Here is a 25878-nt window from a genome sequence, read left to right as displayed (position 1 = left end):
ATCTGTGCTCTCAAACCACCATCGACTGCTGGGCGAAGATACCCGCCATCGCGCCCTGCGATGATGCCTGGGTGACCGAGGGCAAGAAGGGCGTGGTGAGGTCGCCGGCGGCGTAGATGCCGGGCATGCTGGTTTGGCGGCGCTCGTCGACCTTGAGGGCGATGCCGACGGGCGTATCCACCGTGGCGAGGCCCAGTGATTCATGCAGGCTTGCGGACGGCTTGTTGCGCGGATGCGCGAACAGGATGTCGACTGCGACATTGCGGCCGGTATCGAGATTGACGGTGGCGATACGGCCCTTGTGATGGGCGATCTCGGTGATCCGGCCGTCGACGACAGGTATGTTGCGGCGCGCCAGATTGGCCCGGATATCGGGCGGAATATCGTGATTATTGGCGAAGAGCGTCAACTTGTCGGTCCAGTCGAGGAACAGCCTGGCTTGATTTTGCGACTGCGGGCCGGACCAGACGAGGCCCCAATGCTGGCCGGCGACTTCAAAGCCGTCGCAATAGGGGCAAGGCACGATGGACGTGCCCCAGCTTTCGGCAAAGCCCGGAACATCAGGCATCTGGTCGGCGATGCCATAGCTCAGGATCACACGACGCGCCCGAAGGCTTTCACCATCGGACGTGAGAACCTTGAAATCGTCGAGGGCGCCCGAGACGCCGTCGGCCCGGGCGCTGACCAGCTTGATCGCGGGATAACGCGCCAGCTGCCGCCGCGCCTCGGCCAGGATGTCCAGCGGCGGCTTGTGATCGTGGCCGAGCAGTCCATGCGAGTGGCCGGCGAAGCGATTGCGCGGCAGGCCGGTATCGAGAACGGTGACCTTGCGGCGGGCGCGGCCGAGCTGCAGGGCGCCGGCGAGACCGGCAAAGCTGCCGCCGATGATGATGACGTCATCCATGGTGCTGGGCTCCGTGTTGGGGATGGAGGGGGACGCGTTGGGCTTGGCGGTGGCCTGAGCGCGCGCGAGGCCGATGGTGGAAAGCGCAGCCAACTTCAGTAGGGCTCGTCGTTGCATCGAAAGTCACCGTGGGCTTGCACATTTCAGATACTCCATAGTATCGTAATGTAAGAATTAGAATACTGTCAAGTACTGGAATTGTCGTGACCGAAAAAATCCGGGGCCGGCGCGGCCGGCCCGCCAACGAGGCGCTTGGCCAAACGATCATCGACGCCGCGCGCGAACTCTTTGTGGAATTGGGTTTTCAGGCGACGACCTTGGACAAGCTCACCCAACGGGCGAAGATATCCAAGCTCAGCATCTACAGGCGTTTCGAGAACAAGGAGGCGCTGTTCAGCGCGGCCATCGCGGCCGGCTGCCATCAGTTGTTTGCACCACAGATCCTTCTTGAAGGCGTCGACGGTCCGGTCGAAGATCAGCTCATGGCGGTGGGATCATTACTGCTTCGCACGCCGTTGAGACCGGACGTCCGCAGTGTCGAAGCCATGGTCATGGCCGACAAGACGAGTCAAAAGTCGTTAAGCAAGCTCCATTTCGAAGCCGGCCCCGCCCATGTCATCGCCCAGATCGAGGCCATGTTGCGTCAGTTGCACGTAAAGGCGGTTCTGAACGTGCCCGATCCTCGCCGGTCCGCCCGCCTGTTCGCCGCGCTCTTCAAAGGATCCGATCTCCTGATGATCGCACGCTTCGATCAGGCGAAGGCAGAGAACGACAACGAAATCGAATCCTATTGCCGGACGGCCGTCGCCATGTTCATCGCCGCGCACAGCGGCAACGACTATGCGGGCGGATAGTCTAGTTAAGAACGGATCAGAACAAGGATATCGCATGGGTGTTCGGCCAGGCCGCGATCGAAGCCGCAGCACCCGCGGCGGGCGAGCGCGTGCTGGACGTCGGCTGCGGCGCGGGCGCGTCGAACCTGGTTCTGGCCGCCGGCGTCGGTGCGGCGTGGGATGGCTCGGCGTCGGCCGTGACGTGATCAACCCCGCTCGCGACGTTGTCGACGGTCCTGACTTCGGCCTGGACGAGTGATCCTCTACTCGACCCATGCCGCGATCCGATCCGCAATCGCCTCCGGTGCCTCGATGTGCAGGAAGTGACCGACGTTGGGGACGACCTCCACCGCGCGCCGGGCGGCGAACCGATGTCGGTCATCGACTTGCGCAGGGAGGATGCAGCCGTCGTTGGCACCGTGAAGCTGCAACATGGGCACCGTGATCGGCCGAGACATACGGCGCGTCGCCCCAAGCATGCCAGGCCGCAGCATCGCTCGGTAGTACTTCAGAGGCGCGGGCATGCTCGCCCGCAGGTGCTCGTGTAGCTCCGCCTTGAGAGCAGGATCGAGCGAGAAGCCGGGCGACCACTGATGCCAGAGACGGTCGATGAAGGCGAGATCGCGGGCGGTGGCGATCCAGCCGCTTCCCGGCAGTTGAAAGAGCCCCATGTAAGAACTCCGGCGCAGCTGAGCGGGGTCCATCAGCCGGCTCATGAAGGTGAGTGGGTGCGGGATTGCGAGCGTGACTGCGCGTTCGATCCGCTCCGGCGCGGTGACGCAGGCATCATATGTGATCAGGGCGCCCCAGTCGTGGCCAACAAGCTCCACGGCTCGCCCCGGAGACCAGCGGTCGATCAGCGCGAGCACGTCGCCGGTGAGGGCTGCGAAGTCGAACGGTCCCGCCGTCGGGGACGGCGCGTAACCGCGAAGCCAGGGTGCGACGACGTGACGTCCACGGCGGCCGAGTTCGGCAAGGAAGGGCTTCGCGGTCGGCGGATGGTCCGGGAAGCCGTGCAAGACGATCGTCGGTTGGCCATCGGGATCACCACCCTGCAACGCGTGAAAGGTGCCGTGTGGCAGGTCGAAGGTGACGTGTTCGAACTCCATGTGTGGGGCTTCTCCAACAGCGGTCGGACGAGAGATGCAGATGCTGGCTTCGGTGTTTCTGGTTTTGGACAGGTGCATCTCCTCAGGCGCCGGGTGAACTGTGGGGTCAGCCGGCCAGTCGGTTTTCGATGACACCGGTCCGGAAAATGGAATCTGCTCTCTCAGACCACCATCGACTGCTGGGCGAAGATGCCCGCCATCGCGCCGTGCGATGATGCCAGGGTGACCGATGGCGGCGTGATGGGGTTGGCGAGGTCGCCGGCGGCGTAGATGCCGGGCATGCTGGTTTCGCGGCGCTCGTCGACCTTCAGGATGATGCCGAGGGGTGTTTTGACCGTGGCGAGGCCCAGTGATTCATGCAGGCTTGCGGACGGCTTGTTGCGCGGATGCGCGAACAGGATGTCGACCGCGACATCGGGGCCCTTATCGAGCTTGACGGTGGCGTTATGGGCCCCGCGTTGGGCGATCCCAGTGATCCGGCCATCGACGACGGGTATGTTGCGTCGCGCCAGGTCGGCCCGGATATCGGGCGGAATATCGTGGCCATCGGCGAAGAGCGTCAACTTGTCGGTCCAATCGCGGAACAGCCTGACCTGATTGTGCGACTGCGGGCCGGACCAGACGAGGCCCCAATGCTGGCCGGCGACTTCAAAGCCGTCGCAATAGGGGCAGGGAACGATGGACGTGCCCCAGCCTTCGGCAAAGCCCGGAACATCAGGCATCTGGTCGGTGATGCCATAGCTCAGGATCAGACGGCGCGCCCCAAAGCTTTCGCCATCGGACGTGAGGACGGAGAAATTGTCGATGGCGCCGGAGATGCTATCGGCCCGGGCGCTGATCAGCCTGATCGTGGGATAGCGCGCCAGCTGCCGCCGCGCCTCGGCCAGGATCTCCAGCGGCGGCTTGTGATCATGGCCGAGCAGGCCGTGGGAGTGGCCGGCGAAGCGGTTGCGCGGCAGGCCGGTATCGAGAACGGTGACCTTGCGGCGGGCGCGGCCGAGCTGCAGGGCGCCGGCGAGACCGGCAAAGCTGCCGCCGATGATGATGACGTCATCCATGGTGCTGGGCTCCGTTTGGGGGACAGGTTGAAACCTGCCCACTGGCTTGCATATTTCAGATACTATATGGTATCTTAATAGAGGAATTAGAATACTGTCAAGTACTGGAATTGTCGTGACCGAAAACAGACAGGGCCGGCGCGGCCGGCCCGCCAACGAGGCGCTTGGCCAAACGATCATCGACGTCGCGCGCGAACTCTTTGTGGAATTGGGTTTTCAGGCGACGACCTTGGACAAGGTCGCCCAGCGAGCGAAGATATCCAAGCTCAGCATCTACAGGCACTTCGAGAACAAGGAGGCACTGTTCGGCGCGGCCATGGCGGCCGGCTGCCAGCAATTGTTTGCACCACAGCCCCTTCTTGAAGGCGAGGGCGGTTCGGTCGAAGATCAGCTCATGGCGGTGGGATCATTGCTGCTTCGCACGCTGTTGAGATCAGACGTCCGCGGTGTCGAAGCCATGGTCATGGCCGACAAGACGAGTCAAAACGCGCTGAGCAAGCTCCATTTCGAAGCCGGCGCCGCCCATGTCATCGCCGAAATCGAGGCCCTGTTGCGTCAGTTGCACGTAAAGGCGGTTCTGAACGTGCCCGATCCTCTCCGGTCCGCCCGCTTGTTTGCCGCGCTTTTCAAAGGATCCGATCTCCTGATGATCGCACGCTTCGATCAGGCGAGAGCAGAGGACGACAACGAAATCGAATCCTATTGCCGGTCGGCCGTCGCCATGTTCATCGCCGGGCACGGCGGCAACCGCACGGGCGGAGATTTGCCTGCCCCAAGGTCAAAAAACAAAACTTGAATCGCGCGTGACCGATGTCGTCGGAATAACCGAGGCCAGTTTGAAATCATGGAGGCTGAAGAGCTTTCGCTTGGCGACAAGATCGCGGAAAGGCGATGGAAAGTCGTTCAAGCTGAACTTCGATGATTGGTTCTATGCGATCGAGAACCACGCCTGCATTCCGTTCGCAACGGCGCATGTTGCTTGCAGGAGGATTAAAGCTCTCGGATTGCGGACGGTGCAAAAAGCTCATCATTGAGCGAAGTGCTAATCTTCGGCAGCGCTTTTCAGGTCGTTTGAGGTGCGAAACACCTCGTGTCGAGCGAGTTCAGCTCCGCCCCGGTAGCCTGCGCTCTTACTGCCGCTGCCCCAGAGAGAAACGGACGCGATAATCCTGCGGCAGCACATTCAGGCGGCGGCGAAAAGCACGCCGCAGATGCTCCTCGCTTTGAAAGCCCGCGCGGGCGGCGATTTCCTTGATGCTCGATGCGGACTCTTCCAACGCCCGGCGTGCGGCCTCGACGCGCAGCTCTTCCACCGCCTTGCCGGGCGTGCGGCCGGTCTTCTGCCGGAAAACGCGCGCGAAGGTGCGGGGGCTCATGCCCGCTCGTTCGGCCAGGCTCTCGACCCGCAGATCGCGGCCGAGATTGTCCTGCATCCATGTCGCGATATTCTCGAACGCCCTGTCTTCGGATGACTGCAGCGACAGCGGCACGCTGAACTGGGCCTGGCCGCCGGGCCGTTTCAAAAACACGACCATGCGCCGTGCGATGCGCATGGCCTCGCGGTGTCCGAGATCGTCTTCCAGCAGCGTGAGCGCGAGATCGATGCCTGCCGTCACGCCGGCGGACGTCCACACTCCGCGGTCGTGGACAAATACAGGGTCGACCATGACCGAGATGTCCGGATGTTGGGCGCGCAACAGGTCGCAGGAGCTCCAATGGGTGACCGCGCTTCGTCCGTGAAGCAGGCCGGCCGCGGCCAGGACGAACGTGCCGGTGCAAACAGAGCAGACTCGCCGGACGTTCGGCGCGGCTGACCGAAACCAGTCGACCAATCCGGCCTCGGCAGCGGCGCGATGGACGCCGGGGCCGCCACCCACGATGAGGGTGTCGATATCCTTGCGGGCGCAGTCCGAGAGGCGCAGTCGTCATCACCTCCAGGCCGGACGAGGTTTTGACCGGGCCGCCCTTCACCGAGCAGATCTGCCAGACATAGGGGGCGCGCTCCGCCTCCGATGTTTCGCAGGCAAGCTCAAAGGCTTGCAGCGGCCCGGCGAAGTCGAGCAGCAGGCAATCCTCGAACAGGACGAAGACGACGCGGCGAGCGGCAGAACGAGCTATCAGCAAGCCTTGGCAGGAATTGCGTGTGTTCTGACATTTCGGCAAACCGGCCGGCCTGTCAACATGCGTTCGTTCAAAGAGGAGAGCGATGCATGTCCGGCAAGCGGATCGAGATCGGAATTCTGTACTATCCCGGGATGACTCAACTGGATGTCACCGGGCCTTTCGAAGTCTTCGCCCGTCTGCCGAACGTCCGGGTGCATCTGCTGTGGAAGCGCATAGAGCCGGTCGTTAGCGACGTTGGCTTGCCGCTCTTGCCGACTACGACGTTCGCCGACTGCCCGGATCTCGACGTGTTCTGCATCGGCGGCGGCCCGGGGCAGGTCGACACCATGGACGATGATGAGGTGATCGCCTTCGTTCGCGACAAGGGTGGATCGGCGCGCTACATCACGTCGGTCTGCGCCGGTTGCCTGATCCTCGGCGCCGCAGGGCTCGTCGACGGCTACAAGTCGGCCTGCCATTGGTTGATGAGCGATCAGCTTGCCGCCTTCGGCGCGATTGCGGTCGATGAACGCGTCGTAGTCGACCGTAATCGCATTTCCGGCGGCGGCGTCACAGCGGGAATCGATTTCGGTTTTCAGGTCGCTGCTGAGCTCTGCGGCGAAGATGTCGCGAAGAAGCTCCAGCTGATGCTCGAGTACCAGCCGCAGCCGCCGTTCGATATCACGGTGCAGAATGCGCCACCCGAACTGATTGCGCGCATGCGCGCAGACGCCGAGCCCTGGCTTCGCAAGCGAGCAGCGGCAGTTCAAAAGGCGGTTACAAAACTCAAATCAAGAGCAGCTGCTTAAGCTCGCTCGTCAATGGGAGGAAGGCCCCAACGCCATCATTGGAAAGGTACTCGCATGAACTGCCGCGTCGCTACACTTCTGATTTTTGGGGCCTTCATCGGATCGTGCGTCACCGCCACAGCGGGCGAAATCTCCGGCGGCGTCGTCCGGATCGGCATCATCAATGACCAGACCGGACCGCTGTCCGACCTGTCGGGGCCGGGCTCCGTCACAGCCGCCAGGATGGCGGCAGAGGATTTCCAGAAGCTGGTCCCGTCGATCAAGGTCGAAATCGTGGCCGCGGACCACCAGAACAAGCCGGATATCGGCGTCGGCATCGCCCGGAAATGGTTCGACGTCGACGGCGTAGACATGATTGCCGACGTGTCGAACTCGGCGGTCGGACTGGCGATCCAGTCGCTGGCCCGCGACAAGAACAGGATTGCTGTCTATGCGGCGGTGGCGACGACCGAGCTTGCGGGCAAGCAATGCGCGCGCACCGGGCTGGCCTGGCTCCACGATTCCTACAATCTGGTATCGGGACCGATCCGCACGCTGCTCTCGCAGGGCTACGACACCTGGTACTTCATCGCCGCCGATTACGCCTTCGGCAAGAACATGGTGTCGGAATCGCAGCGCGTGCTGGCGCAGGCAGGCGGCAAGCCGCTGGGCGCCGTGTATCACCCGATCGGAAACGCCGATTACAGCTCGTTCATCCTGCAGGCGAAGGCGTCCGGAGCCAAGGTCATCGCCTTCGCCAATGCCGGCGAGCAGCTCGTGACCCTGATGAAGCAGTGGAATGAATTCGGCATGAATACGGGGAGCCAGAAGCCCGTGGCTCAACTGATGTTCATCAGCGACGTCCATGCCATGGGTCCGCAGATTGCCAAGGGCCTGACGACGCTCACGGCGTGGTACTGGGCCTTGAACGACGAGACCCGGGCCTTCGGCGCACGCTTCTACAAGCTCCGCGGCACGATGCCCACGGCGCCGCAGGCCGCGGTGTATTCCGGCGTAAGCCACTATCTGAAAGCCGTGGCCAACGTCGGCAGCGATGCAACCGATCCGGTGCTGGAAAGGATGCGCTCGACTCCCGTCGACGACTTCTACGCCCGCGGAGCGACGGTGCGCGACGACGGAAAGCTCGTGCACGACTTCTACCTCGTCCAGGTGAAGGAGCCTTCCGACGTCAAGTCGAACTGGGAATATTACAACGTGCTCGAAAAAGTCTCGAGCGGCGACGTCTATGCGCCGCTGGCCGACAGCGAATGCCCGCTGGTCAAGCGGGGGCACTGAGAGTGTGGCGACCATCGGCGAAGAGCGTCAACTTGTCGGTCCAATCGTGGAACAGCCTGACCTGATTGTGCGACTGCGGGCCGGACCAGACGAAGCCCCAATGCTGGCCGGCGACTTCAAAGCCGTCGGGATACTGTCAAGCGCCGAGGTCAAAAGACAAAAGTTGAATCGCACGTGACACGGGCCAATGTCGCCGACGCCGATCATTTCACGTCTACGGCTTCCGCGATGACTGCCGTACGTTCGGCCAGTTCGGGAACCCTGGATAGGTAAGCCTGGTAATGTTGCGAGGCGCGATGTGCTTCGACCGCAATCACATCTCGGTACAGCTCATCAATGACGTAGCGGTGATCGTTCGAATTGTCGCGCCATACGTCCCAACGCAGATTACCGGGCTCTGCCCTGCAATGCGGCGCGAGACCGACCAGAAATTCGCTGAGCTCAACGCTCTTGCCCGGGTGAGCAACCAGAATGGCAGTGATCTTCGACGGCATCGCGATCGACCAAACCTTTTCAGCGTGACTGCGGGATTGACTTCAACCAGCGATGCTAGCCTGCCTGTTTTACAGATCTCTCAGTGCTGCCAGCAGCTCTTTTGCCATGGGCCCAGCTGAGGCCGGATTCTGTCCGGTGATGAGGCGTCCATCGACGACGACGTGCGGTTGCCAGTTTGCTGCGGACGTATACCCGGCGCCCTCCGCCCGCAGGGCATCTTCCAGTTCGTAGGGAACGTCTTCGCGCGCGTAATCATACTCTTCCTTCTTCGAGAACGAAGTCAGCTTCTTGCCCTGCACGAACGGCTTGCCATCGCCAAGGTCCACCCCGAGAAACGCGCACGGACCATGACAAACGGCAGACACAAGCTTGCCCGTGCTCCAGGCGCGCACGATTGCATTCTGAACGATAGGGTTACGCTGGATATCGACCATCGGCCCCAGACCGCCGGGCACGAGAATGGCATCAAAATCGGCGGCATCCACCTCTGCAAGTTTGCGGCTGCGATTTAGGCGGCGAAAAGCCTTGCTTTCAAGGAAGGCTTTTTCCGCGGGATCTTTCTCGTCGTAAGCATCATACGGCGTCCATCCACCTCTTAAGGAAGCGAACTCAACGGCGATGCCCGCCTTGTCGAGAACATCGAACGGATGCGCGACCTCAGCGAAGAAGAAGCCCGTCTTGCGATTTTTCGGACCGATCACCGCTGCGTTGCTGACGATAAACAGGACATGTTTTGTCATGATGCGTTTCCTGGAGAAGTCCATAAAGGAAGGAGCGCTAAATCTGTCGTTGCGAGAACAATACCCGGGCAGCCAAGAGCCGCATTTCCGATTCCTGCGGAATTATGCGCAATCCCTGCGGAGTGCCGTATCGGAACGATCGCTCTTCACGTCGGCCTGACCGCAGCACAATTCGCGATACTGCCCCGGCGTGAGACTGGCGGCCTTGCGGAACACGCGCGTGAAGTTGGCCTGCGAGCCGAAGCCGAACTCCAGGGCAATTTCGACCAAGGACAGACGGTCGCACGCAAGCTCGTGCCGCGCCGCCTGCACGCGGCGATCAGTTACGTAACGGTGCGGCGACAGTCCGGTCGCCTCGCGAAACAGCCGCGAAAAATGATAGGGGCTGAGGCAGGCCTGAGCCGCCAGGTCCTCGAGTCTGATTTCGTCTCCCAGAGAAGCCTCGATATAGTCCTGTACGCGCTGCAGGCGCCGTGGGTCGAGTGACGGCGACCTGTCGGGCGCGCGCCAACGATCGATCGTATAATTGCCCAGCAGATGCGCCGCGAGCGCCACTTGAATTCCTTCCACGAACAGCGCGTCAGTCGGCTGGCGCGGACGGTGAAGCAGATCCCGAAGCGGCGAGCAGATGTGGAAGAGCACCTGGTCCGTCAGACCGTGGGCGTAGGCGATCTCGATCTTTGCCGGATCAATATTGAAGTCCGCAAGCGCGCTCTGGTCCAGCAGCGCCGGCGGGAGATAGAGATGAAGACACTCCATCCGGTCCGAAAGCTCGAGATGGCTCTCCTGCGTCCCCACCGGAACGAGGTAGCTCATGCCCGGCCGGGCGAAGCTCTTCTGGACTGTGCCGTTGCCGGCGCGGCACACCATGCCGCCGCCCGACAGCAGCATGACGAGCTCGGTGCAGATGGGAACGGGCGTCGCCTGGCGCCCTGCCTCGAACTTGCGATGCTCGATGCTCAGCCCCGGCCAGTCGTTGGCCTCCGCGAGCTTCTCGCTGTTCTTGTACTTCTGATCTCCATGCGTCACGAGCGCCATCACGACCTCCGCTTCGTTGCGGCGAATCCCGGTCCCGTATCGCGATCGAGCGATCATTCCATCCGGTGATGAGTTGCAGCCCCGGCCGCTGCCACGCCGATCGCGAATTTCTCACAAGCGGCGATCGCGAAGTCCAGAGGCGGCGCGGTTAAAAGAGGTAAAAGCCAGGTAAAGCAAGGGCTTGGAGCGCGGCGCGCGCGGCTTTGAAAAGCCGGTCTCGCCGCGGTTGAGCAAGATGCGTCGGTCATCGCGCAGGAATCGGAAATACCGCAGTGCTTGCGAGCGCTAGGGAAGCATCCATCAACGGCGATGCCGCCGTCTCGAAGATCGGAGCCTGGTATGAAGATGCTCGTCCCTGCGCTTGCCGCAATGTCGATCACAATGGCCCTTCCCGCGATCGCGGCCGAGAAGACCGTATCCGTCGTCCTCGTACATGGCGCCTTCGTCGATGGCTCGGGCTGGAAGGACACCTACGACGTCCTCGCGAATGCCGGCTATGAAGTGCTCGTCGTCCAGCAGCCGACGATCTCGCTTCGCGACGATGTCGCCGAGACCGAGCGCGTGATCGCCAAGGCGCGGCATCCCGTCATTCTCGTCGGCCATTCCTATGGTGGAATGGTCATCACGGAGGCCGGCGACAATCCGAAGGTTCGCAGCCTGGTCTATCTCGCGGCGTTTGCGCCCGATGCCGGAGAGTCGGTCAGCACGCTGGCGGAAGCGCCGGTACCCGCCGGCGAGCACAAGGCTCCGCTGGTCGCCGAGGGCAACTATCTCCTCGTCGACCGCGATAAATTCCCTGCCTCTTTCGCAGCCGACGTCGACATCGCGACGACCCGCTTCATGGGTGCCGCGCAATTGCCGTGGGGATTGCAGGCGGTGCAGACCAAGGTCGACCGCGTGGCCTGGAAGACGAAGCCGACCTATTACATGGTCACGAGCGAGGATCACATGATCCCGCCGACCGCGCAACGCACCATGGCCAAGCGCTCGGGCGCGAAAGTGACGGAGATGAAAAGCAGCCACGCGGTGATGCTGTCGCATCCCCGCGAGGTCGCGGCGTTCATCAGAAGTGCCGACACATCCGCGACCGACTGAGACCGGCCGGACGGCGTACGGATTGTTCAGCAGCCACACAAGGACTCGCAACGTGGGCCTCAAGGATATTCTGCCGGGAAGACTGGGTTTCGGCGCGGCGCCGCTCGGCAACATGTTTCGCGACATCCCGGAGCAGGAAGCGCTCGCGACCGTGAATGCGGCATGGGACGACGGCATCCGCTATTTCGACACCGCGCCCTTCTATGGCGCGGGCCTTGCCGAGATCCGCATGGGCGCGGCGCTCGGAGGCCGGCCGCGAAGCGATTATGTCGTCAGCACCAAGGTCGGAAGATTGATCCTGGACGAGATCGAGGATGTCGGCGCCCGCGAGCTCGGCGAGAAGGGGGGCGTGTTCAAATACGGGCGTTCGAACAGGATCGTGAACGATTATTCCCGGGACGCGACGCTGCGTTCGATCGAGGACAGTCTGAAGCGGCTTGCTACGTCCCACATCGACATCGTCTTCGTGCATGACGTGGCGCAGGATTTCTACGGCGACGAGTGGCTTTCGGTCTTCGAAAGCGCGCGCACGGGCGCGTTCAAGGCGCTCGACCGGCTGCGCGACGAAGGTGTGATCAAGGCGTGGGGCCTCGGCGTCAACCGGGTCGAGCCGATCGAGCTGCTGCTCGCGCTCGAAGAGCCGCGCCCCGACGGCTTCCTGCTCGCGGGCCGATACACGCTGCTCGACCATGCAAGGGCGCTGCAGCGGGTGATGCCCATGGTCGCCGAGCACGAGCTCGCGATCGTCGTCGGCGGCCCCTACAGTTCTGGCGCGCTCGTCGGCGGTCCGAACTTCGAATATGCCCCGGCGCCGGCGGAAATCGTCAACAAGGTGGCGCGGATCAAGGCGATCGCCGACCGCTACGGCATCAGCATGAAGGCGGCAGGCCTGCAGTTCGCGCTGGCCAACCCGGTGGTGGCTGCCGTCATTCCCGGAGCGAGCCGTCCGGGGCGCATCGCCGAGGATCGCGCGGCGTTCGAGGAGGCCATCCCGGCGGACTTCTGGCGCGAGCTCCGCTCCGAGGGGCTGGTCAGCCCCGCAGCTCCGCTTCCCGCCGCTGATTGAAAGCTCGAGGGCGGCACGTCACCTCGGCCAGGCGCTGCTCCGGCCGGCAGGACAAGGCAGACCAATCCACCGAACGACCAAGGAGAGCAACATGACAGATGAAAACGACAACCCCACCGACATGGGTCGCCGCGCCTTGCTTCAGACCGCCGGCGCCGCCGTCGTCACGGGCCTCGTCACCGGCACGGCAATCGACGCACGCGCCGCGGCACAGGAGGCCGAGCGCGACGAGGCGCCGCTCGGCGCGCGGCTCCAGGGAGTCCAGCATTTCGGGCTGACGGTCCAGAACATGGAACGGGCGTACCAGTTCTACACGGAGGTTCTTGGCGGCACCGAGGTGTTCCGGCACGGCGACTTCCAGGGCGACGGGGTGCAGAACACGCTGCTGGCCGACCAGGAGATCGAGGCGAACGCACGCGGGGTCAATCCGCGAACCATTGGCGTGCCCGACTTGCGAAGCGGGGCACAGCGGCTCGATGTCCGCTTCATCCAGTTCGACAACATGGTGCTGGAACTGCTGCAATATCGCGAGGCTGATCAGCCCATCGGCAGCGCGAAGAGCTTCGCCGAACCGGTGGAGCACATGAGCCCTGCTTTCCCGCGCATGATGCACATCTGCTTCTATGTTCGCGACGATGTCGACTTCAACAAGTTCATTGCCGATCTCGAAGCGGAATCGGCGCGCCGCGGCATGACGCAGGTGAGAGCGAACCGCACCATCCGCGTCATGACGGAGGCGGATCGCAAGGCCGCGCCCCGCAACACCAACACGAACCGGGTGACCGCCGAACCATCGAACGGCTGGGAGCTGATCTACTGCAAGGGACCAGAGGGCGAGCAGCTCGAATTCGTCAAGGCGCTCGGTCCGGTCAAGAAGCGCTTCAGCGAGGCCTTGGCAAAACGGCAACAGAAGATCGTGCGCTAGACGCTCGTGCGGCGGGCGGCTGTCGGCGCCCCCGCTGGTCACCGGCGATACAATCACCTGTCAAGGACTTCGCGATGCAAACTCTCGTCCGCAACTCGCTCGCCGCCCTGCTGATCGCCTCTATGCTGCCAGCAACGCTTCCGGCTGTGGCTCAGGAAGCGCCGCGCGTGCACTATCAGGAAATCCCGGAGGGTGCATATTCCGTGGTGGCCCAGGTGCGTGCCAAGCCTGGAAAGGAAGACATGCTGCGCGCCGTTACCTTGCCGCTGATCGACCTGGTCCGCAGCGATCCCAAGAACTTGATCTATTTCCTTCAGGAAGACCGCGCCAAGCCCGGACACTTCATCTTCTACGAAGTGTTCGCCAGCCAGGCCGATTTCGATGCACACAATGCAATGCCTTATGTGAAGGAGTGGTTCGCCAAGCTTCCGGAACTTGCCGATGGCGGCGTCGAAGTCATGCGCATGGCCATTCTCGGCAAGCCCAAAAAATAGCCCGACCGTCCTCCCACGCGCGTTTGGTCGTATTGCCCTGCGGCAAATCGTACGAACTCAGAAGGGTTCTCTTCAATAATATTGCAGTGCATGATAATACCGGTCGATCGTTCGATCGATTGGCAATGATCAATGCGGGCTGCCACGGAGGCACGACAACGGGGCACAGGCCGGCGGGAGCTCACCTACTGCTTCGGCCCATTTCGACTGATACCCCGCCGCCAATTGCTCCTTCTCGACGGGCGTCCCGTCAAACTGGGCGGACGCGCGTTCGAGCTCTTGCGGCTGCTGGTGGAGCGCCGTGGCGAGCTAGTCACCAAGAACGAGCTGATGGCGGCAGCCTGGCCGGGCACGTTCCTCCACGACAGCAATCTTAAGGTCAATATGTGGAGCTTGCGGCGCTCGCTGGGAGACACCCAGATCGAGCCCATCTACATCGCGACCGTGGCGCGGCGCGGGTACAAATTCATCGCCGATGTCCAGGCCGTCATCGGCGAGATCGAGGAGGAGCCTACGCTGGCCGATCCGCTCCCCCATTCCCATCCGCCATTGCCGCGCGGCATCGTCGGACGCGAAGCCGACATCGTCGAAATCGCCGATCTGCTCGCTGAGGACAGGCACGTGACCCTGGCCGGCGCAGGAGGGATCGGGAAGACGACCGTGGCGGTGGCCGTCGCCCAAGGGTTTGCATCAAGGTATCGCGACGGCATCTGCTTCGTCGATCTCGCTACGATCTCAGATCCTACTCTGTTCGGCGCGGCGCTGGTGACGGCACTCGGTATCAGGGGCAATACGGACATTGGTCTGGCTGCTGTCCTCGACTATCTGAGGCCGCGGCAGATGCTGCTCATCCTCGACAATTGCGAGCATGTGCTGCCCGCCGCCACGATCTTCGCCAGCAAGTTCACGACGGACACATCGCCGTCCCGGCTGCTTGCGACGAGTCGCGAGCCGCTCGGCAACACCTCCGAGCATGTCGTGCGGCTTGGCGCTCTCGCTTCTCCGAGATCTGGGCTGGGGCTGTCGGTTGATCAGGCTGTCAGGTTCCCGGCGGTGGAGTTGTTCGTCCGCCGCGCCGCCGAATGGGCTGACTACGAGTTTGTCGACGATGATTGCCAAGCCATCGCCGCGGTCTGCCACTCGTTGGACGGACTCCCACTCGCCATCGAATTGGCTGCGGCTCAGATCGGCAGGTTCACGCCGCGGGAGCTGTTGGTCATTCTCGATCAGAAGCTCGGCTTTAGCGCCGCCGGGACCGACGACGCGCCGCCGCGCCATGAGACCCTGATGGCGACGATTGAGTGGAGCTTCCGGCTGCTGTCGCAGAGGGAAGCCAGGCTTTTCGCGCTGCTGTCCGTATTCAGTGACGGATTCGAGGCCGAGGATGCGGTCTTCGTCGCGGAAGCGTCCGGGCTCACGCCAGTCGACGTCGTGACCGGACTCGGCAGCCTCGTCGCCAAATCCCTGTTGAGCGCGCAGGCCCGGGGCGCGAGCCTGTGCTACCGGCTGCTCGACAGCACACGCCGTTATGCCGCCGAGCGGCGTCAGGGCGATCCGGCGTGCGGCAGGGCGCCGCGCCGCCATGCCGAGCGCATGCTTGCGCTGTTCGAGCAGTCCGAGGAAGAGTGGAACTGGCGCGAGCCGGCCGATTGGACCGAGCGCTACCTCGGCCGCATAGCCGATCTGAGAACCGCGCTGTCATGGTCGTTCGGCGAGCAGGGCGATGCCATCCTCGGCATCAGGCTTGCGGTTGCGGCGATCCCCCTGTGGTCGGAAACCTTCATCTTGTCGGAGGCGCAGGCGCGGCTAGAGAGCGCGCTCGCTTTGGCCAAGAGCGTCGCCTGCGACGATCTGTCGAAAGCAAAGCTCGCCTGTGCGGTCGGATGGAGCCTCTTCTACGCCCGCAAGATTTCGAATGAGAACGAGGTCGCCTGGCTTGATGCGATCGCTTTCGCAAGACGCGCCGACAGCATCGAGTATAAGCAGCGGGCGCTGGTGGGTTTTGCGTTCTATCTGCTGCAGATCGGCGAAGTCGCGCGCGCCATCACCTATCTTGAGGAGGCCACCTCGCTGGCCGACCGGGCGCGCGATTCGACGGCGACATCCGAAGCCGACAGGGCCCTGGCATGGGCCCGCGCCTTTGCAGGCGAATTGAGCAAGAGCCGCCCGGTTCTCGATCGGCTCGCAGCAACCCGTTCGCTGGCCGAGGGCCGCTCGCGCAAGGATGCGAACGAGGTCTACCGCTTCGTCGCCGTGCGCTTCAACCTGCCCTTCGTCGCGTGGATGCAGGGGCAAGCCGACTACGCCACCAGACTGGCGCGCGAGGCCGTTGAGGCTGCGGACCGCGGGGGCCATTGGGTGTCGCAATCGAACGCATTTGGGCTCGCCGCACTGCCTATCTCGCTCGAAACCGGCGATCTTGGCGCGCTTGAGATCTTCGCAGAACGGCTGCGTCGCAATCTCGAACGCGAGCGCATCTCGCGCTGGGTTGCGGTCGAGCGCTATTTCTCGGCCTGCCTGCGCGACTTGCGCGGCGATCCGCACGCGTTGGAAGATATCCGAGCCGCGATTGACGAACTGATCGAATGCCGTTTCCTGATGCGGATCGGCAGCTATCTGGGTTTCCTCGCTAGCGCATATCTGCGGCAAGGGCGGATCGCGCCAGCGCGCGACGCCATCAGGCGAGCCATCGACTATCAGGAACGACAGGGCGAGCGCTGGTGCCGCTCGGAACTCCTGCGGGTCAATGCATCGATCCTTCTCCATGCCGGCGAAACAGTCCGCGCCGAGAAGCTGTTACAACAGGCGCTGGCTGAAGCTCGCGCCATCGGCGCGTTGACCTTCGCGCTTCGGATCGCCACCGACCTCGCCACTCATTGGGCGGCGACGGACCGCGAGATGAAGGCGGTTCGATTGCTCGCTCCGATTTTCGATGAATTCACCGAAGGGTTCGGTACGCAAGACCTTGTTCGTGCGTCCCGACTGTTGACTCAGCTGGAGACCGGGACAAGCGGCGTGAAAACTCCCAAGAAAACGACCCCGAAATGGCGTTGATGCAATTGGCAAGCTATCCTTGCGCGGAGCCAGACGAAGCCCCAATGCTGGCCGGCGACTTCAAAGCCGTCGGGATACTGTCAAGCACCGGAATTGTCGTGACCAAAAACGGCCGGGCCGACCGAGCAGCGCAGGACGCCTTGCGATCGATTTCGTCACGCGCGCGGATCACCGCGAAATCGCGGAGATCCGCAAGCGGTTAGCGCGGCTCGGAATAGGTGGGGCCAATCTCGCCGCGCTCGAAGGGCGCCAAGTCGGCGGCGAGGGGTGTTAACCACCCCATCCCTCGTACGGATTATGACCTGGTTCTGGTGATCATATTCGATATCGCATGGAGTCTGCTCAGCAGCCGATGCTGGAGCGACTTTGGCGAATGTGTCCGATGTGACGCGACTTCAGACACGCGGGGATGCGGGTGTGCGTCACGCAAGCGTGAGCATACCGATTTGCCATTCGCGCAGCTGTGATTTTTCACAGCGTGTTTTTCCCGAGCGCATACCCACCTAATGTTCATCCAAGAAACTCGAAGGAAACGCGCTCAACAGAGCAGCCGATTCGAACCAGCGCGAATGCTCCGCACAACAACAACAGCCGTTAGGAGCATGACCATGACTGGATTCAGGACCTTTGTTATTGCATCGATTATGTCGATTGGCGCGATAAGCTCTGCAAGCGCCCAGTGCCCATTGTGGGCGACTCAAGATCCAGATTCGTTTCAGGCGCAATATCCCGATCGGGATGTGTTGAATGACTGCGAACTGACGCCAGCAGGCAGAACGGGCCTGGAACGCCCTGGCGGCGCGGCTCCCTTGTTTGGACTCAACAGGGCTTATGAGACAACGCCTGGCGTTGCCCAGCACCACGGCTTTCACCACCGATCACCGTGAGTATCTGAAAAGGGATCTGGACGGTCGGATCCCGGCGGAGAAACCGTAGCGCGCAGACGGGCTTCTGAAGCGCGCGACGATCACGGCTCATGACGAGCTGGACGCGGACACCGACACTGTCGTCCTGACCGTAACCTACACCTTCGACGAGGGTCATAGCGCACGCTGCGCTGGACCGTTCACAAGCTAGGTGAAGGTCAGTACACCGGCTATGAAAATCGCCTGGAAGGTGAAGCCACCGGCGAGCAGGCCGGTTGTGCCTTCCATTGGAAATACACGCGCGATACGCCTCAAGGCGATGGAAAGTCGTTCAAGCTGAATTTCGATGACTGGTTCTACGCGATCGATGATCGCGTCTGCATCGTTCGCGACGGCGCATGTGACTTATCGGAAGCTATAAGGTTTGGGCGGGGCACGAGCTCAAGCGTGACCAGGGATGCGTCATCGCGCCTGGGTCTTCTGCATCGTAGCGCCAACGCGGGAATCGATTCTAAAGCAAGCCGGTTTGCTTCGATTCAGTCGTCGAACCGCCAGTTCGCCGTCACCCAGCGATAGCCGCCGTCCGTTTTCCTGATGTTGCCGAGGCCCGGAAACGGAAAATGAAACCCAAGCACCGGGATGCGCTCCGTCGCGGCGCGGTCGAACAAGCGCCTGCGCGACTGCAAGGCGGAGTCAGGATCGAGATCGGGGCCGGGCCGCCAGGCATTGTCGATGTTGAGCAGGGGGCTATAGGCGGCATCGGACGTGATTAGCAATTGCTGCGTGCCAGAATGCACCAGGATTGCCGACATGCCCGGCGTGTGGCCGCCGGCGGCGATCGTCGTTATGCCGGGCAACAATTCGCTGCCCGGCCGGTACAGCACGGCAGACTTGGCGACCGGCGCCACGCTGCGCTTGATATTGGCGATGAAGGCACGCCGGAAGTCTTCCGGCATGGGCAGCCGCGAGAGGTCCGGCTCATTACGGATAAAGAACGCAAAATCTTCTTCGGGAATATAGACTGCCGCCTTCGGAAAAGCGCTCGATCCGTCGGAGCGGCTGAGATTGCCGACGTGATCGGGATGGGTATGCGTGATCACGATGGCGTCGACGTGTTCGGGCTGCACGCCGATCGCCGCAAGATTGCGGAACAGATGTCCGCCATCGGGGCCGAGTGTTTGCGCTGCACCCGCTTCGATCAGGATTCTCCTGTCACCGTTTTCCAGCAGAAGCGTGTTCAGGTTGAGCCTGAAGGTGTCGATCGGCAGGAACGCATCGCTCAACGTCCTGCCGAGTTCGTCCGCCTGCGCGGTAGAGGCGTAGATGCGCGGATTGCCGCTCAGCGTGCCGTCGCTGACGACGGTTGCCTTGATATCGCCAATCCGAAAACTGTAGTGGCCGGAATTTGCCTTGGCAGACAGCGTTTGCGCGATCGCTGCCGGCATGCCCAGCAGCGGCGTCATCGCTCCGGCCGTGCTGCCAGCAAGCAGGAGGCGACGACTGAAGTTGAGATCTGATGGCATGACGGCCTCTCCGGCATAGCGGCGATGGAAGGCTGTGTACGTCGATCTGGCGTCATCCACAAATATCATGATAGAATTTGCATTATGCGCTCGATGGATTTAGCGAGAGTCGACCTCAATCTCCTGGTGGTGTTGCATGCGCTGCTCGAGACCGGCAGCGTCACGCGCGCCGCTGAGCGTCTCGGCAGCAGTCAACCGGCGATCAGCCGTGCGCTGGCAAAGCTGCGGCGCCTGTTCGGGGACCAACTGATGGTGAAGGCGGCAAGCGGCATGATGCCGACGCTCCGCGCCGAGGCCATGCGCGAGCCACTGGCGAATCTGCTCGGCAGCGTCGAGACATTTCTCCACAAGCCAAAATTCGATCCTTCCGCCACCGACCGCATCTTCCGCATCGCGACGACCGATTATGGAGCGCTCGCGATCCTCCCCAATGTCGCCGCCCGCTTTGCGCGCGAGGCCCCCGTTGCGGCGATCGAGGTCGTCAGCTTCTCGCGTGATGTATTCCGTATGCTCGCAGACGGTCAGGTCGATTTCGTGCTGTATGCCGATAATCCGGTATCCGGCTCGTTTCGGGCGCGCGAGTTGTTCCGCGAAAGTTTCGTGACGCTGATCCGGCAAGGGCATCCTTTGCTCAAGGAGATGCGCGGGGCAAAGGACGTGCTGCCGATCAAGCTATTCACGGCCTGGCCGCACATCGTGGTCAGCATTTTCGGCGGGCAGGGTGGGCCGATCGATACCGCATTGGCCGCGCGCGGCTACAAACGGCACGTCGCGCTGCGTGTTCCATATTTCGCAACGGCCGCGGTCATCACGGCAGCGTCGGATTACCTGGTGACCATGCCCTCGCGGGCGGCCCGGCAGCTTGCGCCGCGGCTCGGCCTCGTGATGCTGAAGCCGCCGGCGCAGGTGACGCCCTACGGCTATCGCTTGCTCTGGCACGAACGAAGTCACGACGATCCTGGCGCGGCATGGCTGCGCCGGCTCATGATCGATGGCGTCAAGTCTGCGGGCGATGGCGCCTGAAACGATGCGCAAATCGCGGACCGGGCTTGCTGTCGCAACAGCCGACAGGTTTCCTCCCGAGGAACCAGGGGCCGAGAGGCGGCTTATGTCGTCGTCGGTCTCGAAAGGAAAAGCCATGGCCATAGATGCGTTCGCCGGCACCACGCCCAGGTTTCTCCCGGAGCAGTTCTTCGTCGGCCGCCTGGAAGGATGGGCAGTCGTCGAAAGCCTCGTCGGCGGGCTTCTGAAGCGCGCGTCGATCACGGCTCATGGCGAATTGGAGGCGGACACCGACACTGTCGTGCTGACCGAAACCTACACCTTCGATGACGGTCATAGCGACACGCTGCGCTGGACGATTCACAAGCTCGGCGAAGGCCAGTACACCGGCCACGAGAATCGCCTGGAAGGCGATGCCACCGGCGAGCAGGCCGGTTGTGCGTTTCATTGGAAGTACACGCGCGACACGCCCCAGGGCGACGGCAAGTCGCTCAAGCTGAACTTCGATGATTGGTTCTATGCGATCGACGATCGCGCCTGCATCGTTCGCGGCAGCGCCGGGCGTGCGGGGATCCCGTTTGCGACGGCGCATGTGACTTATCGGAGGATTTGAGCTCTCACTTCGGCCGGCGCTTCGTGCTGTGTCTGACGGATAGGAAATAGCCTTCCTTCACGGATCAAAACGCCGGCTTGCCCCGCTAGGCGGCCTTGACATCCGCGGTCATGTCCTCATCACGCTTGTGATTGATGAGGTTCAGCAGATGTGCAGAGGCCCGCGCGTCGCACAGCGCGCGATGATGATTGGGCAGCGCAATTCCATAGATATCGCACAGCTTTCCCAAACCGTAGGATTCGTGTCCAGGATAGCGGCGGCGCATCCCGGCGCACGTACAAAGCTTCGGAAACCGGAAGCGACGCTCCAGCCGCTGGTACTCGTAGGCGATGAAACCATAATCGAAGTTGACGTTATGGGCGACGAAGATGCCGTCGGCCATGAAATCGAGGAAGCTCTCGCTCACTTCGGCAAACACCGGGGCGTTCCGCACCATCTCGTTCGTGATCCCCGTCAGCTGGGTGATCTTCCAGGGGATGGGACGTTGTGGATTGATCAGGCTATGCCACTCGTCGACCACCTGATGATTGCGGACCTTGACCGCGCCGATTTCGGTGATGCGGTCACCGTTCGAGAACGCGCCGGTCGTCTCGATATCCACGACGACATAGTCCTGGTCCGGATCGAAGCGATAGTCGACACGGCCGATCTCGGCCGTGATGCCGGCAGCGCCGAGCTGGTGAAGCCTGGTCAATTGATTGCGTCGAATGACGTCGCCTGCAGCCTTGATCTCCATGAACGAGACGCGTCCGTCGCGGACGACCATCAGGTCGGGAAAGCCGTCGCGCATGCTGCGGAAATCCTCGCACATGGCGCGGACGATCCGCGCGAGGCCTGAGGGATTTGCGCCCTGCAGCAACGCGCGCAAGGCCTCGATCTGAAAATGATCCCAGGCGAAGATGCCATTGGGGCGTCCCCACCGGGCCGCAACCGTCCTCAGAACGATGGGCAGCGCCGTCCCCCCTTCGATCGCGCCAATTTTTTCCGCGATCGAGGCCGCAAACAGCCGGCTGAAGGTCCGATCCTTCAGGCAATGCGGCACCCAATCGAAGCCGCTCGGCAGTTGCGTGCTCTCGAACAACTCATCCCAGAACAGCAGGCCGAACAGGGTGTGCCACAGCACGTTCTCCGTATGAAAGACGGTGGCGCCGTCGCGCCGCAGCACGCCCGCCACGCCCGCCTCGGGATTGCCGCGATGCGTGTCGTCCACCGTGATCGTCCGCCCGGACCGCAAGAGCTCGGTGTAGAGACCCGTCCGTCGCCCGCCGAATTTTCGTGCGTAGAAATCGGTCGCGAAGAGATGCTCGCCATCGCTCGACGGCTGGTCGACCATCCGTTGCAGCAACGCCTCGGCTCCGGGGCGATCACCATCGTTGTAGAGCAGACGCACCAGGCGTTCATTGCAGTCGGCCGAGGCGCCGGCGCGATAGAGTTGCCGGGCGAAATCGTGATCGCCGGCCTTTTCGAAGAACAATCCCGCCTGGTGCGCCGCGCGGCTGCGCAGTTCCTCGGCGTATTCGGTGCCGCAGGCGGGGCCAGCGAGGATATCGACGGCAGCCTGTCTGCAAACGGCCTCCGATTTGACGTCAAGACGGTCGAGGATCTGGCTGTAATGGAATGAAGCCAAGGCTTCATCTCCGTCGGAGAACCGCGCGCTGAAGGCCGTCTCCTGGTTGGTGCGCAGAACGCCCAAATCGCGCAACGCAAAACTCTTCAGGTCAACCTGGGTCTTGCCGAAATAGAGATAGAGGAGGAATTCGATCGGTCTCGTGCCGTCGAGCGCGATGAACTTGTGCGCGCCGCAGTGCTGCGCGGCGACGGCGAAGGGGATCTGCTCAAGGTAATAGTCGACGAACTTCGGCTTCGACCAGGATTTCCGGACATCGCCGCGTCCAGCGGCCTGTGCACCCGTGACCAGGATGTCCCTTGGAAGGCATGCCACGAAAGCGGCGTAATCGCCTTCGCCGAGCGCGCGGGCGTGACCGGCCGCCATCAGTTCGGCCGCCGCGCGTCCGACGTCGGCAATCTCGGGATAGCTGAACAAGGATCGGTTGAAGATCGCACCGCGCCGATTGACCATCCGGATCAGCAGGCATCGCGCATCCCGCGACATACCCTCGAAGCGCGCAATAAAGGCGCGATGTTCCCCGGATAGGACCGAGCCATACGTCTTCTGAACGAAGGCCAGCATCTCGACGAAATGATCGAGATAGTAATAAGCGGGCAGGATCGGTGGCTTGGCCAAGTGGACCTTGTCAGCGGAGGGGATTCGGTCGTTCTATTTTTGTTCTGAGAGGGGAACGAAGTCAAGAGTGGAGGGGCACGCGATGGCGTCTGCGACAGTCGCGGTTCTAACGGTCACGGAATCTCAATCGCGATGCATGCGTCTTATCGGTGAACTGCTCTCGCGCTGAGACAGCAACAGAACTTTTGGAATGCTCTCACATCACGCTACGCTACTCAACAAAATCAATACTTCCGCATTTCGAATCATCGAGCGGAAATTCGAACGATAAGAAATCCTCATGCTCCGCCTGACAAGCTGGGCTTTGCCCATGAACATGGCAAAGCTCTCCAAAAAAGTGAGCTTGTCCATTCTGCGAACTCGCCGCGTGACAATCGCATGCACCTGTTTCCCGCTGAGCGATTGCCTACCGCCCCGTTGGACTTCAAGGGCTCGTCTATTGACATTCGAAGTCCGGTCTCATTGGAGCCATCTACCGCGCCCCGACGGGCAAAGTGGATCAGCGACAGTTCGGCGCGCCAGTCGTTGCGGTTCTTGCTCCCATAGAGGTAGAGATGCGGCAGGTAGTAAGCGCCTTCCTCGTCCGGATTGATCTCGGCATCGGGAATCACGACATCGAATTTGATGTCGGTCGCGTGGATGATCTTGTTACAGGCCTCGCGCAGGGTGAGTACCTCGACCTTGTTAGGATCGGTCTCCCAGTTTGGAAACAGCTTTCCACAATCTGGATTCTGGTCCTCTGGTGGCCCCTGCGCCTGATCAAAACGGATTCGCAAGCCCGCCGCACAGGAGATCAGAATCCGCGTCACCTCGGCCCTGAAGAAGCCGCCCTGCATCATCGCGATGGCGGGCGAAGTAAGCCCGAGTGTCGCCACATCCTGAGACGCTGAGACCATGCAGATGAGCCGGTAAAGATCGAGTACGAAACCACCCGCCTCAATCGCGTGAGGCTGCTTTTGGGCAGTAAAGTAGAGTTGTTCTTCGGCCATCGGCCAATCATAGGCGCGATTCGCGGGTGGCGCTCACCCCGCCCGTGCGTTTTCAGCAGTTGCCGGCTAGCGACACCGGCCATCGGCTGACCGAACCAGCGGGCCCCTCCGCGCGAGCGGATGTCACACCCCAGAGGGCCGGGTGTGACAATGGAGCCAGAAGCTGAATGCTTTCAAACGCGATGCTGCCGAATGGTGGGCCCGGCAGGACTCGAACCTGCAACCAGACCGTTATGAGCGGCCGGCTCTAACCATTGAGCTACAGGCCCCGCCGCGAGGCGGTCGCAGATGTGCGGCCGGCAACGGTGCGCGGTTCGTTTACAGGGACGGAGGCGGGGGTGCAATGCCAGCTCCGGCGGAGGGGAACGCTAAAGGCGGCACCGCCGGTCATTTTCAAATAACCGAAATCGGCGATGATCCCTGGATGCCACTGTTTTGCCCGACGACGCAAACCGCCTCGCGAACGGGGTTTTTTTCTGTCCGCTAACCCCTTGAAATCATTGGCCCATCTACTGTGCATGGGGTTGTTTTGCGACTTTTTACGAGAGGAGGGCCCTTCCGGGCCCTCCGATGCGTTGTCGACGTGTCGCAGGCTCGCTGCAGAGCCCCTCGCTAGTCCACCGAGACCCCCGCGAACTCCACCACCTTCTTCCACTTCTCGGTCTCATCAGCGACCAGCTTGCCGAACTCGGCGGGCGTCATCGCCTTGGGGAGGCCGCCGACGTCCTTGAGCTTTGCCACCAGCTTCGGGTCCTTCAGCGCTTCGCCGACGGCCTTGTTGAGGGTCTCGATCACCTCGGGCGGCGTGCCCTTCGGCGCGGAGATGCCGTAGAAGCCGACCGATTCGAAGCCGGGCACGGTCTCGGCGATGGCGGGCACGTCGGGCACGCTCGGCCAGCGCTGCGGCGAGGTCACGCCCAGCGCGCGGACATTGCCGCCCTTCACCTGCTCGAGCGCGGAGGGCAGATTGTCGAAGATCAGTTGCACCTTGTTGGAGATGATGTCGGGGAAGGCGATCGCAGATCCGCGATAGGGCACGTGCACCATGTCGCACTTCGTCAGCACCTTGAACAGCTCCGCCGACATGTGCACCGAGGTGCCGTTGCCGGACGAGGCAAAGGAGATCTTGCCGGGATTGGCCTTGCAATAGTCGACGAACTCCTGGACCGTCTTCGCCGGGAACGCGTTGGAGACGACCAGCATGTTGGTGAGCTGCATGATGCTGGCGACCGGAACTGTGTCGCGCAAGAAGTCGAACGGCAGCTTCTTGTAGAGCGAGGTCGAGATCGCATTGTTGGGCGCGACGAACAGCAGCGTGTAACCGTCCGGCGGCGAGTTGATCGCGGCGGCCGCGGCGATGTTGCCGCCGGAGCCGGTGCGGTTCTCGACGATGAATTGCTGGCCGAGGCGGTCCGACAGCCACTGCGCCATGATCCGCGCGACGATGTCGACCGGGCCACCGGCGGAAAAGCCGATCAGCCAGTGCACGGGGCGGTCGGGATAGGCGGCGGAGGCGGGAGGGATGGCGCCGAACAGCGTTGCAAGTATGACCAGCCCGAAAACACCCTGACGCAAAATTCGCAACATGAGGCCTCCCATTGTTCTATTGTCGTTTGGGGGCATGCTTTCACAAAATCGGGCT

At 62.3% G+C, this 25878-nt stretch carries 24 protein-coding genes, 1 tRNA gene and 2 pseudogenes; 14 read left to right on the top strand and 13 right to left on the bottom strand.

Going from position 1 to position 25878, the window contains the following annotated elements:
- Positions 1-10 precede the first annotated feature (10 nt).
- Positions 11-904 carry an NAD(P)/FAD-dependent oxidoreductase gene (locus RX330_RS29330; protein ID WP_317240796.1) on the bottom strand — a complete coding sequence of 298 codons (894 nt, stop codon included), beginning with the start codon at positions 902-904 and terminating at the stop codon, positions 11-13.
- Positions 905-1107: 203 nt separating this feature from the next.
- Here RX330_RS29330 and RX330_RS29325 point away from each other — a divergent pair, with 203 nt between their 5' ends.
- Both RX330_RS29325 and RX330_RS29320 read left to right on the top strand, forming a co-directional pair.
- Positions 1108-1758, top strand: a complete 651-nt coding sequence (locus RX330_RS29325) for a TetR/AcrR family transcriptional regulator (protein ID WP_317240795.1) — start codon at positions 1108-1110, stop codon at positions 1756-1758.
- A 38-nt stretch (positions 1759-1796) separates the two neighbouring features.
- Positions 1797-1907 (top strand): annotated as a pseudogene (locus tag RX330_RS29320) (SAM-dependent methyltransferase); the annotation flags it as partial.
- Between the two features lie 93 nt (positions 1908-2000).
- Here the strand turns inward: RX330_RS29320 and RX330_RS29315 are convergent.
- Together RX330_RS29315 and RX330_RS29310 are read right to left on the bottom strand one after the other, a co-directional pair.
- A complete protein-coding gene (locus RX330_RS29315; RefSeq protein ID WP_212092725.1) occupies positions 2001-2846 on the bottom strand; it encodes an alpha/beta fold hydrolase in 846 nt (281 codons plus the stop codon).
- Between the two features lie 161 nt (positions 2847-3007).
- Complete coding sequence (locus RX330_RS29310) at positions 3008-3904, bottom strand: NAD(P)/FAD-dependent oxidoreductase (RefSeq protein ID WP_317240794.1); 897 nt, start codon at positions 3902-3904, stop codon at positions 3008-3010.
- A 115-nt stretch (positions 3905-4019) separates the two neighbouring features.
- Here RX330_RS29310 and RX330_RS29305 point away from each other — a divergent pair, with 115 nt between their 5' ends.
- The gene (locus RX330_RS29305) at positions 4020-4700 is read left to right on the top strand and encodes a TetR/AcrR family transcriptional regulator (protein ID WP_317240793.1); all 681 of its coding nucleotides are present in this window, start codon (positions 4020-4022) and stop codon (positions 4698-4700) included.
- A 7-nt stretch (positions 4701-4707) separates the two neighbouring features.
- Positions 4708-4938: a hypothetical protein gene (locus tag RX330_RS29300; protein WP_212092722.1), complete on the top strand. Its 231-nt coding sequence runs from the start codon at positions 4708-4710 to the stop codon at positions 4936-4938.
- Between the two features lie 96 nt (positions 4939-5034).
- On the opposite strand, the gene RX330_RS29295 is transcribed toward RX330_RS29300, so the two are convergent.
- Positions 5035-5781, bottom strand: a complete 747-nt coding sequence (locus tag RX330_RS29295) for a GlxA family transcriptional regulator (RefSeq protein ID WP_410707092.1) — start codon at positions 5779-5781, stop codon at positions 5035-5037.
- 333 nt (positions 5782-6114) lie between these two features.
- Here RX330_RS29295 and RX330_RS29290 point away from each other — a divergent pair, with 333 nt between their 5' ends.
- Positions 6115-6816, top strand: a complete 702-nt coding sequence (locus tag RX330_RS29290; RefSeq protein WP_212092720.1) for a DJ-1/PfpI family protein — start codon at positions 6115-6117, stop codon at positions 6814-6816.
- 54 nt (positions 6817-6870) lie between these two features.
- On the top strand, positions 6871-8091 hold the full coding sequence (locus RX330_RS29285; protein ID WP_317240792.1) for an ABC transporter substrate-binding protein: 1221 nt from the start codon (positions 6871-6873) through the stop codon (positions 8089-8091).
- Positions 8092-8101: 10 nt separating this feature from the next.
- On the opposite strand, the pseudogene RX330_RS29280 reads toward RX330_RS29285, so the two are convergent.
- The 4 genes and pseudogenes from RX330_RS29280 to RX330_RS29265 form a co-directional block, all read right to left on the bottom strand.
- A pseudogene (locus RX330_RS29280) lies at positions 8102-8224 on the bottom strand (NAD(P)/FAD-dependent oxidoreductase); the annotation flags it as partial.
- A gap of 70 nt (positions 8225-8294) precedes the next feature.
- Positions 8295-8585, bottom strand: coding sequence for a putative quinol monooxygenase (locus RX330_RS29275; RefSeq protein WP_317240791.1), 291 nt, complete (start codon positions 8583-8585; stop codon positions 8295-8297).
- 69 nt (positions 8586-8654) lie between these two features.
- Entirely contained in the window at positions 8655-9326 is a 672-nt protein-coding gene (locus RX330_RS29270; RefSeq protein ID WP_317240790.1) for a type 1 glutamine amidotransferase domain-containing protein, read from the bottom strand.
- A 102-nt stretch (positions 9327-9428) separates the two neighbouring features.
- Positions 9429-10364, bottom strand: a complete 936-nt coding sequence (locus RX330_RS29265) for a helix-turn-helix domain-containing protein (protein WP_212092716.1) — start codon at positions 10362-10364, stop codon at positions 9429-9431.
- A 339-nt stretch (positions 10365-10703) separates the two neighbouring features.
- Here RX330_RS29265 and RX330_RS29260 point away from each other — a divergent pair, with 339 nt between their 5' ends.
- The 6 genes from RX330_RS29260 (at position 10704) to RX330_RS29235 (ending at position 18440) form a co-directional block, all read left to right on the top strand.
- The gene (locus RX330_RS29260) at positions 10704-11459 is read left to right on the top strand and encodes an alpha/beta fold hydrolase (protein ID WP_375849204.1); all 756 of its coding nucleotides are present in this window, start codon (positions 10704-10706) and stop codon (positions 11457-11459) included.
- 52 nt (positions 11460-11511) lie between these two features.
- Positions 11512-12525, top strand: coding sequence for an aldo/keto reductase (locus RX330_RS29255; protein ID WP_317240789.1), 1014 nt, complete (start codon positions 11512-11514; stop codon positions 12523-12525).
- A 91-nt stretch (positions 12526-12616) separates the two neighbouring features.
- Positions 12617-13450: a VOC family protein gene (locus tag RX330_RS29250; protein ID WP_212092714.1), complete on the top strand. Its 834-nt coding sequence runs from the start codon at positions 12617-12619 to the stop codon at positions 13448-13450.
- A 122-nt stretch (positions 13451-13572) separates the two neighbouring features.
- Positions 13573-13944 (top strand): putative quinol monooxygenase, encoded by a 372-nt coding sequence (locus RX330_RS29245; RefSeq protein ID WP_375849229.1) that lies wholly within the window; start codon positions 13573-13575, stop codon positions 13942-13944.
- Positions 13945-14169: 225 nt separating this feature from the next.
- Complete coding sequence (locus RX330_RS29240) at positions 14170-16998, top strand: ATP-binding protein (RefSeq protein ID WP_317240787.1); 2829 nt, start codon at positions 14170-14172, stop codon at positions 16996-16998.
- 1052 nt (positions 16999-18050) lie between these two features.
- Positions 18051-18440, top strand: coding sequence for a DUF3833 family protein (locus RX330_RS29235; RefSeq protein WP_317243995.1), 390 nt, complete (start codon positions 18051-18053; stop codon positions 18438-18440).
- Here RX330_RS29235 and RX330_RS29230 read toward each other — a convergent pair.
- The gene (locus tag RX330_RS29230; RefSeq protein ID WP_375849207.1) at positions 18401-19387 is read right to left on the bottom strand and encodes an MBL fold metallo-hydrolase; all 987 of its coding nucleotides are present in this window, start codon (positions 19385-19387) and stop codon (positions 18401-18403) included. The genes RX330_RS29235 and RX330_RS29230 overlap by 40 nt on opposite strands.
- Before the next feature lie 93 nt (positions 19388-19480).
- On the opposite strand from RX330_RS29230, the gene RX330_RS29225 reads away from it, so the two are divergent.
- Together RX330_RS29225 and RX330_RS29220 are read left to right on the top strand one after the other, a co-directional pair.
- Positions 19481-20410 carry a LysR family transcriptional regulator gene (locus RX330_RS29225; RefSeq protein WP_317240785.1) on the top strand — a complete coding sequence of 310 codons (930 nt, stop codon included), beginning with the start codon at positions 19481-19483 and terminating at the stop codon, positions 20408-20410.
- A gap of 115 nt (positions 20411-20525) precedes the next feature.
- Positions 20526-21002 (top strand): DUF3833 family protein, encoded by a 477-nt coding sequence (locus tag RX330_RS29220; RefSeq protein ID WP_212092736.1) that lies wholly within the window; start codon positions 20526-20528, stop codon positions 21000-21002.
- A gap of 85 nt (positions 21003-21087) precedes the next feature.
- On the opposite strand, the gene RX330_RS29215 is transcribed toward RX330_RS29220, so the two are convergent.
- From RX330_RS29215 to RX330_RS29200, 4 genes are all read right to left on the bottom strand, one after another.
- On the bottom strand, positions 21088-23247 hold the full coding sequence (locus tag RX330_RS29215) for an exonuclease domain-containing protein (protein ID WP_317240783.1): 2160 nt from the start codon (positions 23245-23247) through the stop codon (positions 21088-21090).
- Between the two features lie 278 nt (positions 23248-23525).
- A complete protein-coding gene (locus RX330_RS29210; protein WP_317240782.1) occupies positions 23526-24236 on the bottom strand; it encodes a hypothetical protein in 711 nt (236 codons plus the stop codon).
- Between the two features lie 193 nt (positions 24237-24429).
- A tRNA-Ile gene (locus RX330_RS29205) sits at positions 24430-24505 on the bottom strand.
- Positions 24506-24848: 343 nt separating this feature from the next.
- Complete coding sequence (locus RX330_RS29200) at positions 24849-25823, bottom strand: Bug family tripartite tricarboxylate transporter substrate binding protein (RefSeq protein ID WP_317240781.1); 975 nt, start codon at positions 25821-25823, stop codon at positions 24849-24851.
- Positions 25824-25878 lie beyond the last annotated feature (55 nt).

This window comes from Bradyrhizobium sp. NDS-1 (genome assembly GCF_032918005.1).
GTDB classification, from domain to species: domain Bacteria; phylum Pseudomonadota; class Alphaproteobacteria; order Rhizobiales; family Xanthobacteraceae; genus Bradyrhizobium; species Bradyrhizobium tunisiense.
This window is presented reverse-complemented; position numbering and strand designations above follow the sequence as displayed.